Here is an 18,984-nt window from a genome sequence, read left to right as displayed (position 1 = left end):
TGAAACAAGTAGGAGTGATCGAAGTGCCTAAAGCAAGTCCAAAAGTCATGGTGAATTGTGAGAACACAAGTTGTAATAAAGAATATCAATCAACGCTTTACAAAGTTAGTAAAGGCATTAATCGCTTTTGTTGCAGGAAATGTTGTGATATAAGCCAAACCACAAGTGTAGACATAGAATGTTACAATTGTTCTAAACTTACGAAAGTAATACCATCAAAATTAAAAAAGCAGAAAACATTTTTTTGTTGTCATAAATGCTCAACGGATTACAATGCAAAAAAACCGAAGAATAGAATCCAAAGAGAGTGCGAGTTTTGCCAAAAAGAGTATGAAATAAAGCCCTATCAAGAACAAACAGCTAGATTCTGTTCCAAAGTATGTCTTGCTGCTTGGCAAAGCATAGCATTTAAAGGTGAAAGTAGTTCTGTTTATGTAGATAGGTTTGAAGTTGAATGTGATTGGTGTAAGGAAACATTACTGAGGACAAAGTATAAGATTAATAATAATAAAAAGTATAACTTTTGTAACATCATTTGTAAAAGGGAACATCATAGAAATGTATTTTCTCAGAGTGAAGAATTTAAAGGTTTAATGAGAATCAAAATGCTAGAAATGCTTCAGAATGGAACAATAAATACAGACACATCTCCACAAAGAGTTATAAATAAATTGCTCAAAAAAATGAAAATAGATTATGAGAATGAGTACGTAATGGATTTCTATGCCTTTGACAACTATTTAATAAAGCATAATCTTTTCATAGAAGTAATGGGTACATACTGGCATTGTGATAGAAGGCTTTATGATTTGATCGAGTATAATATTCAAATGAATCGTATTGTGTGCGATAAAGCCAAAAGCACTTTAATGAAGAATAAATATAATCAAAACACACTGTATTTGTGGGAGTTTGATATTGAGAATAATCCTAGTCTATGTGAAGCATTAATTAAAAAATTTGTTGAGAACAAGGGAATCATTGACGATTATCACAGTTCAGGATATGCCTTAAATCGAGAAGGGGAATTGAAAATATTAAATAGAAAAGTGATTCCCTATATGGATATGAGCAGAGAGGAAATAAGTAAATATATAGAAACAACTTTAAAAGAGCAACGAAGTCAGAGGCAAGAAGAAAAGCACATAAAATTCCACTGCGAGTACTGTCAAAAGGAGACTGACCAACTTCTAATTCATTACGAAAGAAATAACAGACACTTTTGCAGTAACGATTGTAAGAAAATATTCTTTAACCATGGAAAAAGATTTGAATATTCATGCGAAATATGCAATAAACAAGTGCGATTGACGGCATATAGGCACAAGCTAATACTACAAGGAAAGCAGACTAACGTATTTTGCTCAAGTTCATGTTTAGGAAAACACAATAAATCAAAAGTTAAAGAAAATAATCCAATGTACAGTCAAGTTCAGAAGAAATGTAATCATTGCAATAAATACTATATGGTTCGTAAAGGCAGATCTGTTTCGAGTAAATTTTGCTCTCCTGCTTGCAGACAAAATGGAAGTCGTCAAAGGATTATATTTAATTGTGAAGAATGTGGTGAAACGAATGAATGTAACACCACACAATACAATAGGTCTAAAAACCATTTTTGCAGTCATGAGTGTGCAAATAAATATAGAAAAAAGGAGCAAAACAAAATTAAATATTGTGAGATGTGTAATAAAGAAATGATATTACCTAATAGCAGTACAAAAAGGTTTTGCTCAATTGCATGTCAAGGTGTATGGCAATCAGAAGAATTAAGAGGGGAAAAATCGAATCGAATTAAGAATCGAATTAATCATCAATCTTAGCAAACAAATGCCCCATCGTTCCACATTATATTGTATAATTAATCCAATACAATGTTATGGGGCGGTGTTAACTTGCGATTTAGTTTGTTTATGATATCAGTGATTGTGTTTCTCTTTCTTGTCGGATGCTCCGCTAGCGAATCAGATAAAATGGAAAAACAAGCTAATGAAATTTACGATATCTTAGTCGCTAATATGGTAGATGGTAAAGAGATTTCAGAGTCCAACAAAAAAAAGTTAAACGATTTTAACATTAAGGTGGACACCAATATTGAAGCATACGACGAAGATATTCAAGGTTTATTACAAAGTATATTAGAAATGAGTCAATATGCAGAATACTATAAATTAAGTGATGAAACTGATAAACCAAAATACAAACAAGATTTTCTTGAAGTAAAAAGTTCAATCAGCCATTACATGAACTAATAATTGCATATAATTTTGTCCAAAGAGTAKGTAACTTACCTGCTCTTTTTTGCTGTCTACAAAGGAGGTAAGACTTACAAAGATGAATGATATTCGTATTTTAATATCAAGTGCACTTAATCAAGGAAAAGCAATTAAAGACCTCAACGAGTCAATTCGTGCAATAGAAAAACACCCTTCGCTTCAAAAGATAAAACTAAAAATTGATATTGATCAAAAGTTTACGCAGTCAATTAATCAATTCATTTCTGCTGCTGGAAAGCTAAAAAAAATTGCTGATGATCAAAGTAAAGCAGTTAATCAAACTCAAGAGGTTTTTAAGAATCTTGATGGTACAGTAAAAACTGTTACTACTACCATTCAAAAGAATGGCGAAATATTAACAAAAACAAAAATTACACATGACGCAAATAAAAAGGCCATGCAAGATGAGACTTTAGCTGCAACTAAATTAAAGGATAGTGTACAGAAACTCAATAGTGTCGAGTTAGATTCGATTAAGGTATTAAAAAACAAAGCAGGGGCAATTTCTGGTTTTAATATTAAACAATCAAAAGGTTATACTGTAACAAATACTAAGCTTGAATCTGATGGAAAAACATTAGTAAACTCTTCTACTACTACCAACTTGAAGCGAGAGCGCGAAGAAACTGAAAAATTAAAAGTTGCAAAAGAGGATTTAAGAAAAAAGATTCTCGAATTAGCACAAGTAGGGCAACTGTCTACCAGTAAACTTCAAGAACTAGCCAAAGCAACCAATAATTCAAAGAGTCTTTCTGATATTCAAAAAGTAATTGATAAATACAATGAAATGAAAAAAGTCTCAAATGATTTAACAGCCAATCAGACTAGACAATATCAAAATAATAAAAGAAATCTAGAAAGTCAAAAAAAAGATACTGAGAATCTGATTAAAATACAAAGATCCGCTGAAGTTCAAGTTGCGAATCTCATGAGAAGATATGGGGCTAATATTGATTCAAATGGTTTAAAGAGTCTCTTGAGTCAATTAAATAATCTAAGCACCTCAACTTCTAACTATCGAGCAGAAGCATCAAGGATACAACATGAGATAAGTAGAATTGGAGCTAGCGCTCAAACAGCCGCAAGCCATACTTTGTCATTTGGTGCAGCGTTGAAAACTGCATTCCAGAAATTCCCGATTTGGATGGTTGCTACTACAGCATTCTATGCCCCACTACGTGCTATCCAATCAGGTATAAGAGATATCTATGATCTAGATACAGCATTGACGAACTTAATGAAAGTTACAGACGCAACGGCTGAACAATATCAAGAATTTCTTATTGAGGCCAATAGAACTGGTTCTTCATTAGGTGCATTAACTAAGGATGTAGTTACTGCTACTACAGAGTGGGCGAGACTAGGATACTCAATGCAACAAGCAAAATCGCTTGCTGCTGAAACTACAATTTATGCTAACGTTGGGGACATGGGAGCAGAAGATGCCAGTAAAGCACTCATCTCTGCTATTAAAGGTTTTAGTATTGAGGTGGATGCTGAAGGAAAGAATATCCGAAAAATAGTTGACATATACAACGAAGTAGGTAACAACTTCGCAATTAGTTCGGCGGGTATTGGAGAAGCTTTGCGGCGTTCGGCTTCAAGCTTAAGCGCATCTGGTAATACGATTGAAGAAGCTGTAGCACTCGTCACAGCGGCGAATTCCACGCTTCAAGACCCAGTTTCTGTGGGTACAGCCTTAAAAACAGTTTCTATGCGTATAAGGGGTATCAGCGAAGACGGAGAAGATTTGGGAGGACTTATTCCATCGCTTGAGGAAAAGTTTAATAGTCTAGGTTTGTCACTTAAGAAGAACGATAATACCTTTAAATCCACATATCAAATCATGAAGGATTTATCGACAGTATGGAGTTCTACTCTAACTGATTTTGAAAAAGCTGATATTACTGAGCTTATTGCGGGCAAGAGGCAAGGTAATATCGTTACTTCCCTGCTCGACAACTGGGCTGATGCTGAGAAATCATTAGCATATGCATTGGATGCATCGGGCTCTGCTGCTATTGAGAATGCCGTATATATGGACTCAATGGCTGCAAAAATATCGGTCTTCCGTAATAGCGTTACTGCATTCTGGCAAAAAGCAATTGATTCAAGCACATTAAAGTCATTAATTGACACTGGCACAACTATAGTTAGAGTGTTTGATGGTATTACATACACTATTGGCCTTCTACCTACTACAATAGGAGTGCTTACTGCATCGTTCTTAATTCTCTCTAGAACTGGATTTACACCTTTGTATACAAGCATCCGCGGCCTTACACTTTCCTTTCATACGCTGTATTCTTCTTCAGGTATGGCGGCTGTAGGTATGAGAGTACTTTCAGTGAGCACAAAAGCACTTACAGCTTCATTTATTTCATTAGGGACTGCAATCATTCCTATTGCTGTGATCACTGGCCTTACTTGGGCGATTACTTCGTTCTTCGGAGCAGTTGGAAAGTCAAATGACGTCCTTAAGGACTCGGCTAAAGCACACAAAGAACAATCAGAAGAATTAAGACAATCAATTAAGTATTATAATCAAAACTACTTGGCTGTTAAGACAGATTCCGATGTAAAAGAGAAACTTTACGAAATACAAAACAATTTGATAGATACATACGGAAAAGAAGCAGCAGGAATAGATCTAGTCAACGGTAAATATGACGAGCAGATTAAAAAACTTGACGAAATTAAACTTAAGCAACTTGATAATCAAATAGCCGATTCACAATTTAGTGTGGATGTTTTAAATGAAAGAAAATATAGTAATCCATCACTTGGATACAAATCCTCTGTTCAATCGGAAATTGGTGTAAAAGGGAATCAGCAATACTCAATCGGCGGAGATGCAGGATTTGGTGATTTAAATATCACTGAGTACTATAAAGAACTCAACGAGATATACGAACAAATACAAAAAAGAAGTTCAGAAGTATTTGCTGGTCAAAAGTTGATTCCTGAAACATCTCAAGAATGGGCAAACGCTTTAGATTCAGTTAAGAAAAAAATTGATGATATAAAACCGTTAGTTGACAATATTAATGATCTTGAGAGTTTAAAAAAACAAAGAATTCATGATTCTACAATAGCTCAAGCACAATTTAACCAAGAACAAACAGATACTTTTACTAAAATAAGCGACCTATTTAATTCGCAGCCGTTAGATAAGTACACTGAAGCCATGAATGGTGTTACTGAAATCCTAAAGGGTGCTGATAGTAAAAATTTCTCTGATGTAATCAATGAAATTAAGCAACTGCCCTCAATTAAATTTGACGGAAGCCTGCTTTCATCTCTTAATCAATTACAAACCGAATTCGAAGATAATGCTATATCAACTGAAGGTGCACGGGTATCACAAGAAGAGTTGAATAAATCAGTTGAAGACACAATTTCATCACTGGGTTCTCTTTCTTCTTCTTACGATACTTTATCAAAAGGTGAACAACTATCATCTGATGCAGTTTATGATTTAATTTCTAAATATCCTACATTGTCAAAATATCTATCCGAGACAAATGATTTCACTTTTAAAAAAGGTGAACTCTTAAAGGAAGTTGCTGAAATTGAAAAAAGTACTCGCATTGCTGAACTTCAAAATTCTCTTGATGCAGTAGAAAACACAAGATCAGAGTTAGAAGCTAAAAGGTTATTGTATAAGGATTATTACGAGAAACTTAATCAAGGTGGATCTTTTTCTACTCAAGATATTTTGCTAGGAAATGTATATGCAAAAGAAATTGAGGCAGCGGAACAAGAAGCGAACAGAATCAAAGCTTTGATCACTGCACTTTCTCAACCTCTTAGTTCGTTTGGAGGTGGAAGTAATAAGAAGGATAAAACTGAAAAAAAAGACGATCCAAAACTCCAAGATGCCACAGAAGCACGTATCAACGCCATCAATGCTCAAGCTGTTGCCCAATCTAAGCTAAACGAAACTCTATCTAGCTCAATCGATTCAAACTCATCCCTTGCCACTCAGATGAAGCATACGACTTCACTCATTGCTTCACAAAAGAAAGAAGTCACTCTTCTTGAAGAGGCAAACACCACTCTGCTTAAAGAGCGCAGTAAACTCATGTCTGGCAAGTATGACATGTCTAATTGGATTGATGCTAATGGAGAAGCTACACAGTCGTTTATCAATCTGAAAAATTCCTTATCTACTGGTTCTGCTCAAGAATCACTACAGGCACTTTACGATCAATTATCTCAGTACACCAATGCCATTCGAGAAAATAAGTCTGCTATTGTCGATCTAGGTAACTCAAATAAACAACTTTCTTACGAAAATGAGGTCAGGAAGCTTGAAGCGTTAGCTGAATCCTACGATAAGTTCCAAAATGACATCACCAAGTCTGAACGTTCCCAAATGCGATACACCGAAGAAGGAACTAAGGCGTACATTGCTGAGACAGAAAAGCAAATCGATATTCGTAAGGATTGGCAAGATCAGCTTCATAGTGACAATGACGCACTTAGGAAGCAACGTAGTGGCCTAAAAGAAACTGATCCACTCTATGCTAAACTTACCACTATGATCAACGAAAACTCTGACTCATGGTGGGAACTTGAAACTTGGATTGTTAATACTACTAAGGCACTCAAGGATAACCAGAAAGCTGTAATTGACTCAGCAAAGACTACAGCAGATGAAGTCATCGAAGCTMAGAAAAAGGTTGCCCAATTTTATCTAGATCAGCATGAGGAAACGTTAAAGAAACTCAAAAAGGAAAGACAAATAGAATTAGATGCAATCGATGAGCAAATTGAGTTGCTTCGTAGAAAATGGGAACTAGAGGATCAAATTGCTGAGCGTAATGAATACATCAATGAAATTTCTCGTCTCAATCAAGTCGCAGCTATACTGCAAAATGGGACACTATCCTCCATTAGTAATGAAATGGCTAAGCAGCTTGGAATTGAAGAACTCAAGAAACGTGAAATTGAGTATCAGAATGAACTCCTAAAGAAACAACAAGAACTTCAAACTGTTCAATCTGAGAAAAACGTTCGTATATTCCAAGATAGTAATGGTGATGGTGTAGGTGAATGGGAATGGGTTGCTGATCCTCGTAAAATTCAAGACCTCCAAGAAGAAATTGCAGATATGGAAAAGGATTTTGAACAGGAACGTAAAGATAATCTCGAATCCGTACTAGATGATCTTAAGAGTCAAGAAGAGTCTTACCTTGAGTGGCAGAAACAACGCAATCGTGAAGCTCAGATAGAGAAGCTAGAGCAGCGTAAGAAGGAAATTGAAGATGAGATTAAGCATCGTGAAGCAATCTTTACTCAAGAGCAGGAAGACTTTGAACTTCACTATAAGAACATGGATTTGCTTGCTGCCACTTATCTTGACACCTTGAAAACTACTTATGGTAACAAGTGGGATGAAATCTTAGTGGTGCTTCGAGCTAAGCTCGCTGAGGCAGAAAAGATGTACAATAGTCTTCGTGGTTACTCTGAGGCTGAAGTTACTGTTAAAGCTTCTACAAGTACAACTAAGAGTGCTTCTTCATCTTCATCCAAAAGCAGTGTGAGTTTACCTAAGTTCCATACTGGCTTAAATGAAGGGATCGTCGGTGATAATCAATCCATTTCATCTTGGCTTTCATCGAAATTCGGCCTGAAGAACAACGAGAAAATTGCAAAGCTGCTTAATGGTGAGGCAGTAATAAAGAATCCAGAAAATATGGTTCATAACTTCTTGAACGCTATGACACCTAGACAGCCTAACTTTGCTGGACTATCACCTGCGACTTCCTCTGTCGATTCATCACAGCATCTAACCATTCATGGTGACGTTTTAGTAAAAGCGAATGATGCACAAGGTTTCGTTAAGAATCTTTGGCTTCAGTACAAAAATAAATACTAATAATATTGAGGGTGAATTAATGTCACCCTCTTTCTATTGGAGAAAGGAGAATTCAAATGCTGTTCTCTCCAGCACAATTAAAACCAGATACTATTGCGCTCGATGCAACGAAAGCCTTTGATTTCACTTGGTTAAATCGCGGAGATAGTCAATCTCACTACAGACTGAAAATTTATCTAAATACTACTTCTGCCCAAGTGTACGATTCAACTAAACTTACCTCTACTGTATCAAAGCACACTCTACCTGCTAACACCTTAACAAATCCAAACGAATACAAATATCAGCTTGAAGTATTCAGTGGTAGCCAGAGTGTTTTAAGTGAATTCTATTTCTTTAAGACGAATACGACACCAGTTATCACGATGACAGTTGCATCAACAATAACTACTACGTCTGCAACTTTCAATGCAACCTATACTCAGGCTCAGAATATTCCATACTTTAAATATAAGTTTATCCTTTATAACAGTGCTGATATTATTTTGGATTCAACAGACTGGTTATATGGATACGACCTTTCCTACAAGTTCGATGGCTTTAATAACAATACATCATACAAGGTTGAATGTATCACTGAAAGCCAATATGGACTTATAGGGACTTCAGGTAAGAAGTCGTTTAGCGTTGTGTTTGTTGCTCCTGACGCGCTAAACATATTGCAAACAGAGCCTAACAATAACGATGGAACAGTAAATCTGTCTTGGTCAACTGTAGATGAAACACAAGCTGAAGTTTCCGGGTCATATTCATATGTAACAGGCAAGTTCAATAAAGGTGTACAACTCTACAGTGATAGTAAGATTACATACAGAAAATATGTACCTGAAGGTTTTACGCTAAACCTATGGTGTAAATTTGATCCACCATTCTCAGGAGACATTGTAACTCTTGGAAATGATGAATTTGCTGTCGGATATCTATTTAGTTCTGCTCGCTTCTATATCCGAAGCAATGGGGAGACTGTTTATTCCATTCCAGTGGGTGGCGTTTTCGCAGGATTCCTCAAGCTTGCAATTGTCTCAAACAGAGTGATTATCAAAACGGTCACCGATACTGCTTACATTCAATAAATGAAAGGGGGTTATAGCTCATGTTCTTATCTGACATTCTCACAACAACTCCTGTTACGAAATTTGTTCAATTCCCCAAAAGAACATATGACCGAGTAAACATAAAAGGTGTAGTTGCGTTTGATGGTTTACACCTCAGAAATAAGGAGCTAACGAATCAGGAAGTTCTAGATATTGTTACAGAAGAGACATTTGGTTCATTTACAATCTTCCTTGCAAACTTCGAGGATACCCTAGCAGCAGGTAACTATGCATCCGTAAATGATCCTATTGTTAAGTGGAAGGTCATGCGTAGACCTGTTTCTAGTTTTGCTCCAATCTTACTTAACGAATTGGGTGCTGATCAAACAACTTATGTGGATTACACTCAAGCAAATCATAAGAATTACGAGTATCAGGTTATTCCTATTACCACTACAGGCAAAGAAGGCAGTCCTCTTACCAGTATCGCACAGTCTGATTTTTATGGATGGTTTTTAACTGATGAAGACAGTACAAAAATATATAAATTCGACATGGAAATTGAAAGTGAAAGTATCGCACTGAATGTTGACATCAAGCTGTTCGAAGGGTATTCTCAATTCCCGATTCAAAGAACAGGGAAGAGGAAATATAGAACTGGTGGCTTAAGTACTATTCCATATACCTATAATGGCGCATCTGTACATTTTACCAGTGATACATTGCGTGAAATCGAGGCGTTCATTTCAGATGGTACAACAAAAATTCTTAAGAATACTTCTGGGGATTTGTTTAGAGTTCAGACATCTGATTTCTCATACAAGTACATGGATAATGTTCAGGTTCAGCCATATACAATCAGCTTCAAATGGACTCAAGTTGGTGATGTTGATTGACGTATTCCAATTACTTAAGTCAATTAAGATCCGACAATTCCAAAGTGGTCATTAAGCTTGAATTACTTGATAAAAATGAAAATGTTATCAGGGATATCACAGAAGATATGCTAGATGGATCAATAAATATTAACCTTCAAAATGGTGCAAGACGTAGCGCAAGTATCACGCTTCAGAACTTTGACAACAAATACACACCTAAAAAGAACGGACTCATTTGGCTTAATAGTAAATTCAGAATTTCAAGCGGACTAGTGGTAAATGAAGAGCCTTATTTGTTTTCGAACGGTGTGTTTTGTCTTAGTCAGCCTGAAACAGCAAGTTTCATGACGGAGACAACAACAACGCTCAGTTTAGAGGATAAATGGAGCTATGTTGATGGCACATTACTAGGTACTCTTCCTGCCGACTACATAATCCCAGTCGGAACAAACATTGGGGAAGCTGTACGAGCAATTATTGTCTCCGTCATGATCGATGTAAAAGCCCCTATTATTGTTCCCACAACCATTACATCTCCGTATACTCTCACATTAAACAGGGGAGATAACATTGGAGATATGCTAATCAAACTAGCTGAAATGATATCGTATGAATGCTACTTTGATAAGAATGGTCATTTCCGTTTTCAGCCTGTTTATGATGATCAGAAGAAGGAATCTTCATGGGATTATTCAACCAACGAATCAACTTATTTGGGTTCAAGTAGAAAGTTTGATTACACAAAGGTCAGAAACAGCATTTATGTCTATGGAGACAATATCAACGGATCTCAGGTAACAGGCATTGCAAATGACACTTACTTATTTTCATCCACAAATGTCAACCTTATTGGCAACAGAGTAGCAGTCATTGAGGATGATATAATTTTCAGTTCTAGTTTGGCAACACAAAGAGCAGAGTATGAATTAAAGAAGCAAACGATGATTCAAGAATCAACCAGTTTAACTTCTGTCCCACTCTACCACTTAGATTGCGGAGACATTATAACGATTGAAGACGAAGGTAACGATTTGAAAAGAGATAGATATATTGTGAGCGGAATAAACCTTACACTTGATGCAGGATCAGAAATGCAATTAGACGTGTGGAAAACAAGACCACTCGAATAGAGGTGAATAATGAGCGAACTTGATTTTACAAGTCCAGAAACAGTGAAAAACATGCTTGAGATTATAGATGAGCGAGTCCAACTAAAAATGAGCGAGTTGAAGAATAGTAAGAACTATTCGGCCACAGTCACTAGTGTTGGAGTCGGTGTAGTATCTGTACAACTGCAAGGTGCAAATAATGTCATACCAAACGTGCTAAATAAATCAGGTCAGCCACTAGCTGTTGGTAATCAAGTAATTCTAGAGGCTATTAATGGCTCAATGAGTAACTTGGTCGTCAAATTTAAGAAGGGTAAAGATATGTTTACTAATGGTAACGCAACGGGAGACTATTCCTTTGTAGGTGGACGAAATACTCTAGCCACAAATACAACATCTATGGCGATAGGTAATAACACTTACTCTCATGGTTATGCCTCTTTCTCAGCAGGAGAGTGGTCTATTGGCACAGGGACATATGCATTTGCTTTAGGAAGATTAGCCTTCGTTGGATACTTCGAGGTGATCACAAGTGTAAATGCCACAACTAGAGAAGTATTGCTTCCTACATCTTCACATAGTTTTGTCGTTGGGGATCAACTAATGTGGAATGGAACAAATCTAGGAAATGTTCAATCTGTGAGTGGAGCTACCATAGTTCTTAGTAATGTAGCAAATCTGAGCAATAATATGCCAGTTATGTTGATTAGTCGTAATAATGGCTTTAGTGGATACGCATCAAACGCTCAGAATGACTCTACTCTTGTAAGTGGCTGGTATTCGTATGCTATGGGTCAATCAACTCGTTCTATTCATAGTGGAGCGGTCATTATGGGTAGAAATGGAGCTACCACTGATGACTACGCTTGGCATCTAGGAAATGGAACTTCTCCCACTTCGTTAGGTCTTGCTGCGAAGATACTCTCAAGTGGTCAAATGTACGCTGATGGTGCTTATAATAGTACAGGAGCAGACTATGCAGAGCTATTCGAATGGGAAGATGGAAACATGGACGATGAAGATAGAGTTGGCTATTTCGTTACTCTTGAAGGAAACAAAATTAGGAAAGCTACATCGTCTGATTCGTATCTCCTTGGAATCGTATCTGCCAATCCTTCTATCATAGGAGATGTAAGTGGACTACGATGGAATCAAAAATATATGACTGATAATTGGGGAAGAATTCAGTATCATTATGTCACAATTCCCGCCGTGATTGAATCAGTTGAAGTGGATGGCGAATCTATCGAAAAAACCATTCTTCCTGAACATTTAGAGTGGCAACCTATTCTAAATCCTGAGTGGAATCCCAATGAACCCTATGTTGAACGAATTGTGAGGCCAGAATGGGATGCTATTGGATTGATGGGGAAATTGCTATGCAGAGATGATGGTACTTGTGAGGTAAATGGATATTGCTCTCCAAATGATGAAGGGATTGCAACCTCAGACACCACAGGGTACAGAGTGATGAGACGTGTTTCCGAGAACATAATCGAGGTTTTTATAAAATAAATTATGGAAGTGAATATAATATATGAAGTACGATTTGCCACAAACAACACAATTCAGAACTGATGCAGCAAGGTATCAAGTACTAATCACCAAAAACGATAGAACCACAGTGGAAAATACTGAACTAGCAACATTAACATCGAGTTTAACTGAATACATGATTACAGCAAGTGATTGGAATACAATGTCTACTGATGTAAGTTCATTGCTCACGAATATCCTTCTCAAAGCTCCATCAGCATCGCCAGCATTTACTGGAACTCCAACTGCTCCAACACCAACTGCAACTGTAAATACAACTCAAATTGCAAATATGAATGTCCTACACACCGTTGCAAATAATCGCTATGCAACTACGAGTGGAACAGCAAATGCATATACAGTTGTCTTTTCACCTGCTCCAACATCTTATTCAGATGGGCTTTGCATAACAGTTAAGATCCATGCTGCAAATACAGGTAATTGTACGATTAATGTAAACAGCATGGGAGCACGAGCTATTAGGAGAGCCAATGGTGCTGAATTAAAAGTAGGCGCTCTTGTTACAGGGGCAATATATACTTTGCGATACAACACGACTACGGGAAATTTTCAATTACAGGGTGAAGGAGGTGATCAATCAGAACCTTCATTTTCAGGCTATTACCCTATAGCTAGTGGAAGCACTTTGAATCCTAATGATTTAGTAGAGTTTACAACTGATGGCAAAGCAAAGAAGACGGTTGCAACTTTTATATCAGGCTCACCACAAGGAACTAATTTGGGGACAATGCTCAATAGCGCAAATTATAGTCGCGTATATAGGATTTCAGATGATAGAGGAATCTTAGCCTATGCCCAAAGCAGCTCAGTTTTTAATGTACTATATTTTGAGATTATAGGTGCAAACGTCTACACATCCACACCAATTGCCATAACCACAACTACAACAGCTCAATATCCTGCAATAGAATTCATCAATCAAACCCAGTTTGTTGTTGTTTATAGAGATGGGGGCACATCACAAGGAATAAAAGGTAGTCTATTTAACTATTCTAATGGCTCTATCAGTTTTGTCACTACAGCACTACTTGCTTCGTACTCTACTTCTATTTCAACACGAGATTTTAGGATACTATCTTTGGACACTAATAAGTTTGTAATTGGATTTGAATACGGAACTTCTACTCCTGTTTACACCAATCGAGCTTTTACCTGTATTAAGAACTCCGATAATACATTTACAAGTACTGCTACAACGAATCTAGGTAGTGGCTATGCATCTGGATTCGAAGGATTAAGGTTATTTAAAATTGATGCATCAAACTTTGTCGCAACATTTATTGCAATCACAGGCTCAACATTGTTTGTATATAAGTATAGTATCGGTGTAGATAATCTTATTACTTTGACTAGTGCTGGTGGAAATTTAGGCTCTATTGCTTCGGGTGCACGAGGAATGGACGCAATGATATTAGATTCCAATCGATTTTTGTTAACGACTTCTGGATCGCTATCTTCTGTAGTTGGAACACACGCATACGTAATAAATTACAATACGAATACAATTGAGTCAACTACCACAATGTATAACTCCAGTAGCATTTCAGACACATATTTGGAGCTTATTGATCCCATAAATCCAAATCGATTTTTAGTAGTTTCAAGACTATCATATACTTTACTAGTAGGGACTGTAATAGATGTTTCTGGCACAACTGTGTCGGTAGTTTCTCAAAATTCAGCACCTTTCATTGCAAATACAAACAGCATGAGCGATGTTGTCAGAATCGCAGCAGGTAAATTTATTGTACCGCAGGCCATAACAGGGAATATTGGTTACTTAACTTTTTATTCAGTCGTTAATGGGGCATTTGGTGGTGGAATGACGGATGTTCAAGATGCTCAAGGTATTGTTGTGGCCGTTGGAACTGACACTGTTAAAGTTGCATTGAATAATAGTATTGTCGGAGGGTTTACAGGGCTTATACCAACAACCTTATTTTACTGTGATGAATATGGAAATCTGACTTCAAATGTTAAGGAAGGTTATAAAGTAGGTGTTGCGATTAGTGCGACCGAGGTATTCTTCTATGGACTACGAAGTCTTAAAAATTTCAGAATCCCATACCTTGATCAAGAGTTTAGGACGCACAGTGTAACAGGAACAGCTACAACAGGAAGAATCGTTAAGCTGAATAGCAACGGAACAATATCAAACTATGATGGTTCTGGTTTCATTTACGGAATTTATCAGGGAAGTAATAAGGTACTTCTGAGTGGAATTTCGAAAGTACATTCGGGTTTGAAATTTGATTCACAATATTATTTTGATAACACAGGGCTAATCGGATTAGTCGATATGGGAACTAATCGTTTGGCTGGAGTTCCAATTTCAACAACCGAATTGTACACTGATGGCTTTATTATGTCACACAATAATTAAGGAAGTGAAAATATGATTTTGGTTGAAAATGATGTAATTGTATATATTGCAAATACAGCAGAAATTGTTGAATCGGGAATCCTAGTCGACAGAGGAACACAAACAGAGACACTTTTTGTTCAGGTGGAGAATGTTACTGTATATGATGTAGAGCTTCCAGAGGATATTGTTGAGGGTAAGTATTGTTACGAGCCATTTCAAGGCTTCTTTATGAATCCTAATTACATTCCACCATTGCCATCAGCAGAGGAGAGAATGGATCTAATTGAATCTATTATCAACAGGCCAAACCCCAATGAAATATTCMTTTCATTGGACACAGAAAATGTAGATTTAGAGGAATTGAGAACTAAAAAATTAGAACAGATAAATTATCTTTGCAATCAAGAAATCCTTAATGGGTTCTATTCAAGTGCTCTTGGTGAACCACACTACTATAACTTTGACGAAGAAGCCCAAAGTAATTTGAGTGGAACACTTATCCTTGTGAATGGTGGTCAGATCTCATCAGAAACAATAATCTCATGGAAAACAGATGGCGTACCTCAAAATCATACTGTTTCTGAATTCATTCAGGTTTGCGTAGACAGCTTTACACATAAGCAATCTAAGATTACAAAGTATTGGTCAAAGAAATACGCCATCTTAGCTATGACAACAAGGGAAGACATTCTGACTGTAAATTGGATTGATTAATTATGGCGCTTGGTAGTTTGATATTTGTTAAATCGTCTTCACCAATTTCCGTATTAATCAGATGGATATCAAAAGGAGATTACTCCCACATATGCTTATCTATGAATGATAACCATTCCATCATAATAGAATCTGACGTATGGAAACGTCTAAAAGTGCGTAAAAATCAGTATAAAAAATATAAAGTTGTAGATGTTGAATTGAATGATGAGCAACGTCTGCAACTTTTATATTTTGTTATGAGTAAATACCATGCGAAATATGACTATTTCTACGTGTTAGGGCTTGGTTTAAAGATGATTGGACTGATTAAAAATAGCATTGGATTTGATAGGCGCAACAGATTTATGTGTTCAGAGATTATTGATGAAGGCTATAGTTATATTGGAGTCGATTTAATTCCCGACAAACTCGATGGAGACATTAGCCCATCAGATTTAGCAAAAGCTCTACTAAAAGGTACTTAAAATATGGGGAGTGCTCAAACACTCTCCTTTTAGAACTATGTAAGAAATTAAAAGGAGTCATGACAGTGGAGAGAATTGACGTTTTCGTAAAAGTAGTAATTGGTTTTTTGACTGGAATATTCTCAATTATAACTGAGAATTTCGGAGTATTTTTTGCTGTGTTGATAATCATGAACATTCTAGACTTTATCAGTGGTCTAATGACTGCTGTATACACAGGAGAAAAATTGAATAGCAAGAAGGGCTATAAGGGTTTATTCAAGAAAATCCACACACTTATTTTAATAGGCTGCGTGGCTCTAATTGAGATTTATGTTTTAAAAAGTAATGGCGTATTCACAGACGGCATCTCAGGAGCATTCATTTTAATGGAATTCGTCAGTATTGTTGAGAATGGACGGAAGATGGGCAAACTCCCTGCCTACTTCGATAAGTTCATAGCAACTATGAAGAACAAAGTTGGGGAAGCAGATGAAGAACAGAAAAAGACAACTCCGTAGTCACTAGGATGCGCACGAGGTTGTCTCAAAAATATTGTACTACTTAAGAAAGGAAATATCAATATGGCATACAAATATGTTGTGAATCACATTCCTAAAACTACGGCCAATAATCGTCGTCCTGCTCAAGCTATGAGTGCGACAACTATTACGATTCATAACACTGGAAATACGTCCAGCACATCTCAGAATGAACGTGATTGGCTCACAAATCCGACTAACAACCGAACGGCATCTTATCACATTGTCATAGATGAAATTCAAGCTATTGAGTGTTTGCCACTAACTGAAAATGCTTGGCATTCTGGTGACGGTAGTACATTAACTAGCGGTAACAGGACTTCTATTGGAATTGAAATCTGTGAAAGTGGCAACTACCAGAAAACTCTAGAGAATGCTGTCCAGTTGGTTGCAAAAATGCTAAAGGAACGTGGTTGGGGTGTAGATCGACTGAGACGACATTTTGATTGGTCAGGAAAGATATGCCCAAGACTCATGTATGACTCAGGTAAATGGACTGGATGGGATGACTTTAAAAAAAGAGTGCAAAACGTATTGACTCCAGTTGTAATTGTTAAACCAACAAAAACTATTCCTCAAGTTGCAAAAGAACGTATATATGCTGAAAATGGTGTGCTAAAACGATGTGATGGCAACTATAAAATMTCAGCTACCGATGTTCGCCATGTTAAGTTTGAAACTGGAAAGGTTCGCTATAAATTCGTTTATGAAAAGGGAGCAAAGGTTTCTGGACTGGTTAAGAAATATGGTGCTGATTTCGGGTTTAATGCTCCATTTTTCTATAACGGCATACCTCTTGGTGACACAGAAGATAATGATAGTGTCATAAGTGCAGCATATGGAAAGATGCTTAAATGGCAAGAATTTGCTGTGATAGATGGAAAGCCAATCATAGGACAAATCAATAAAAGTGATAAGCAAGATTTTTTAGTTCAAGGTGCTCCCCTGTTAATCGAAAATGGTCAACTTGTTTACAACATGTATTCTGCAATTCAAGAAGTAAATGACGATATCGCAAAAAGTCAATGTCAACGAACTTTTGTCTGGATAGATTCTGTAGGTGATTTGCATTTAGGGATAGCAGATGGTAGGGTTCTGAACTCCGATAAAGGTTTAACCTTACAGGAGATGGCTCTTTACGCTAAATCACACGATGCTGTATGGGCATTAAATTTTGATGGTGGTGGCAGCACAATTCTTGCAGATCAATCTGGCGGCCTAAATCAGAAATTAAATACTGGAGCAAATGAACGTGTAGTCCATCATGCCATTTTAGTATTTGTTAAAGATGAAAGTGATTCACAGAAGGGGGATTTTGAATTGGCTGAAAAAATTAAAGTTGATGCTTATAACGGAGATAAGACAAAAGAAATAGATGCTTATCTGTCCAATGGTGTTACATGGGTTGAGTTAAGAAAACTCTCTGAGTTCTTTGGAGCTGCCGTTGGTTGGGATCAATCCAAAAAAAGAGCAAGTGTTAAAAAATAAAAAATGGAGTTGATATTATGGGAAATGTTTATGTAATTGGCAGCGTAGTAATTGCAATTATTGGTCTGTTCGCAGTTATTAAATATGTTCGAAGTCAAGGTAAACTCAATACTCAATTGGCAGACAAAATTGAAGATGGCACATCGAAAGCCATTCATATAGTAGAGGCATTTTTAAATGTTGCCGATCTTGGAAGCGCAGAAAAATCCATCCAAAGTATACTTGATATAGCCGACAGTGTTTCTGAATATGTTGCTGACATCTTAGATGAAAGTGACGATAAAACTTCCGTTTCATTGGCTGCAATCGATAAGATTTTGAAGGTTCTAGATGTACAGCCTTCAGAATCCGAGCAAAACTTGATTCAAATCGTCGTAGATGAATCGATAAAATTCGTAGAAAAGCAAAATAAATAAAATAAAAAATAGCCCCTAATTCATCTTAATTGATGAGTTAGGGGCTATTAAACTTTTTAAAGGGAGATTTCAATGAGGAAATTTGTGGTATTTAATCAGAAAGTCTGTGGCTTTCTATTACTACATGGGTTTGTATTAAAAGGAATTGAAAAATCGAATAAACCTAACTCAGAAATGAATGTATTTATTTTCAATGACTCACAAGAGTTGAGAACTAAAATAGGTGAATTTGATAATTTCATATGGGAACATAAGAACTATCTTTATCGGTAGTT

General features: G+C 36.6%; 14 protein-coding genes. All 14 read left to right on the top strand.

From position 1 onward, the window contains the following. The first annotated feature begins 23 nt into the window (after positions 1–23). Positions 24–1,823, top strand: a complete 1,800-nt coding sequence (locus AC1DF0_RS11640) for a PDDEXK family nuclease (RefSeq protein ID WP_477574027.1) — start codon at positions 24–26, stop codon at positions 1,821–1,823. Positions 1,824–1,895: 72 nt separating this feature from the next. Continuing rightward, complete coding sequence (locus AC1DF0_RS11635) at positions 1,896–2,252, top strand: hypothetical protein (RefSeq protein WP_477574026.1); 357 nt, start codon at positions 1,896–1,898, stop codon at positions 2,250–2,252. Positions 2,253–2,334: 82 nt separating this feature from the next. After that, positions 2,335–8,160, top strand: a complete 5,826-nt coding sequence (locus AC1DF0_RS11630; RefSeq protein WP_477574025.1) for a phage tail tape measure protein — start codon at positions 2,335–2,337, stop codon at positions 8,158–8,160. Positions 8,161–8,216: 56 nt separating this feature from the next. Continuing rightward, on the top strand, positions 8,217–9,233 hold the full coding sequence (locus tag AC1DF0_RS11625) for a hypothetical protein (RefSeq protein WP_477574024.1): 1,017 nt from the start codon (positions 8,217–8,219) through the stop codon (positions 9,231–9,233). A gap of 20 nt (positions 9,234–9,253) precedes the next feature. After that, complete coding sequence (locus AC1DF0_RS11620; protein ID WP_477574023.1) at positions 9,254–10,090, top strand: hypothetical protein; 837 nt, start codon at positions 9,254–9,256, stop codon at positions 10,088–10,090. Further along, positions 10,087–11,202, top strand: a complete 1,116-nt coding sequence (locus AC1DF0_RS11615) for a hypothetical protein (protein ID WP_477574022.1) — start codon at positions 10,087–10,089, stop codon at positions 11,200–11,202. Before AC1DF0_RS11620 ends, AC1DF0_RS11615 begins: the two co-directional genes overlap by 4 nt. Before the next feature lie 9 nt (positions 11,203–11,211). After that, positions 11,212–12,696: a peptidase G2 autoproteolytic cleavage domain-containing protein gene (locus AC1DF0_RS11610; RefSeq protein WP_477574021.1), complete on the top strand. Its 1,485-nt coding sequence runs from the start codon at positions 11,212–11,214 to the stop codon at positions 12,694–12,696. A gap of 22 nt (positions 12,697–12,718) precedes the next feature. Next, the gene (locus AC1DF0_RS11605) at positions 12,719–15,121 is read left to right on the top strand and encodes an autotransporter outer membrane beta-barrel domain-containing protein (protein WP_477574020.1); all 2,403 of its coding nucleotides are present in this window, start codon (positions 12,719–12,721) and stop codon (positions 15,119–15,121) included. 12 nt (positions 15,122–15,133) lie between these two features. Then, complete coding sequence (locus AC1DF0_RS11600; RefSeq protein WP_477574019.1) at positions 15,134–15,817, top strand: DUF4376 domain-containing protein; 684 nt, start codon at positions 15,134–15,136, stop codon at positions 15,815–15,817. Positions 15,818–15,819: 2 nt separating this feature from the next. Continuing rightward, positions 15,820–16,284, top strand: a complete 465-nt coding sequence (locus AC1DF0_RS11595; protein ID WP_477574018.1) for a hypothetical protein — start codon at positions 15,820–15,822, stop codon at positions 16,282–16,284. Positions 16,285–16,349: 65 nt separating this feature from the next. Further along, on the top strand, positions 16,350–16,784 hold the full coding sequence (locus AC1DF0_RS11590) for a phage holin family protein (protein ID WP_477574017.1): 435 nt from the start codon (positions 16,350–16,352) through the stop codon (positions 16,782–16,784). A 63-nt stretch (positions 16,785–16,847) separates the two neighbouring features. After that, positions 16,848–18,293 carry an N-acetylmuramoyl-L-alanine amidase gene (locus AC1DF0_RS11585; protein WP_477574016.1) on the top strand — a complete coding sequence of 482 codons (1,446 nt, stop codon included), beginning with the start codon at positions 16,848–16,850 and terminating at the stop codon, positions 18,291–18,293. Positions 18,294–18,310: 17 nt separating this feature from the next. Then, positions 18,311–18,709 carry a hypothetical protein gene (locus AC1DF0_RS11580; protein WP_477574015.1) on the top strand — a complete coding sequence of 133 codons (399 nt, stop codon included), beginning with the start codon at positions 18,311–18,313 and terminating at the stop codon, positions 18,707–18,709. A 72-nt stretch (positions 18,710–18,781) separates the two neighbouring features. Then, entirely contained in the window at positions 18,782–18,982 is a 201-nt protein-coding gene (locus tag AC1DF0_RS11575; protein WP_477574014.1) for a DUF5659 domain-containing protein, read from the top strand. The last annotated feature ends 2 nt before the right edge of the window (positions 18,983–18,984 follow it).

This window comes from Paenibacillus sp. 05T425, assembly GCF_056396205.1.
This window is presented reverse-complemented; position numbering and strand designations above follow the sequence as displayed.

What these genes read in the sequence shown, in the direction of transcription:
- AC1DF0_RS11625 (WP_477574024.1), top strand. Translation starts at nt 8,217, where the DNA reads ATGCTGTTCTCTCCAGCACAATTAAAACCAGATACTATTGCGCTCGAT.
- AC1DF0_RS11620 (WP_477574023.1), top strand. Translation starts at nt 9,254, where the DNA reads ATGTTCTTATCTGACATTCTCACAACAACTCCTGTTACGAAATTTGTT.
- AC1DF0_RS11610 (WP_477574021.1), top strand. Translation starts at nt 11,212, where the DNA reads ATGAGCGAACTTGATTTTACAAGTCCAGAAACAGTGAAAAACATGCTT.
- AC1DF0_RS11605 (WP_477574020.1), top strand. Translation starts at nt 12,719, where the DNA reads ATGAAGTACGATTTGCCACAAACAACACAATTCAGAACTGATGCAGCA.
- AC1DF0_RS11595 (WP_477574018.1), top strand. Translation starts at nt 15,820, where the DNA reads ATGGCGCTTGGTAGTTTGATATTTGTTAAATCGTCTTCACCAATTTCC.
- AC1DF0_RS11580 (WP_477574015.1), top strand. Translation starts at nt 18,311, where the DNA reads ATGGGAAATGTTTATGTAATTGGCAGCGTAGTAATTGCAATTATTGGT.
- AC1DF0_RS11575 (WP_477574014.1), top strand. Translation starts at nt 18,782, where the DNA reads ATGAGGAAATTTGTGGTATTTAATCAGAAAGTCTGTGGCTTTCTATTA.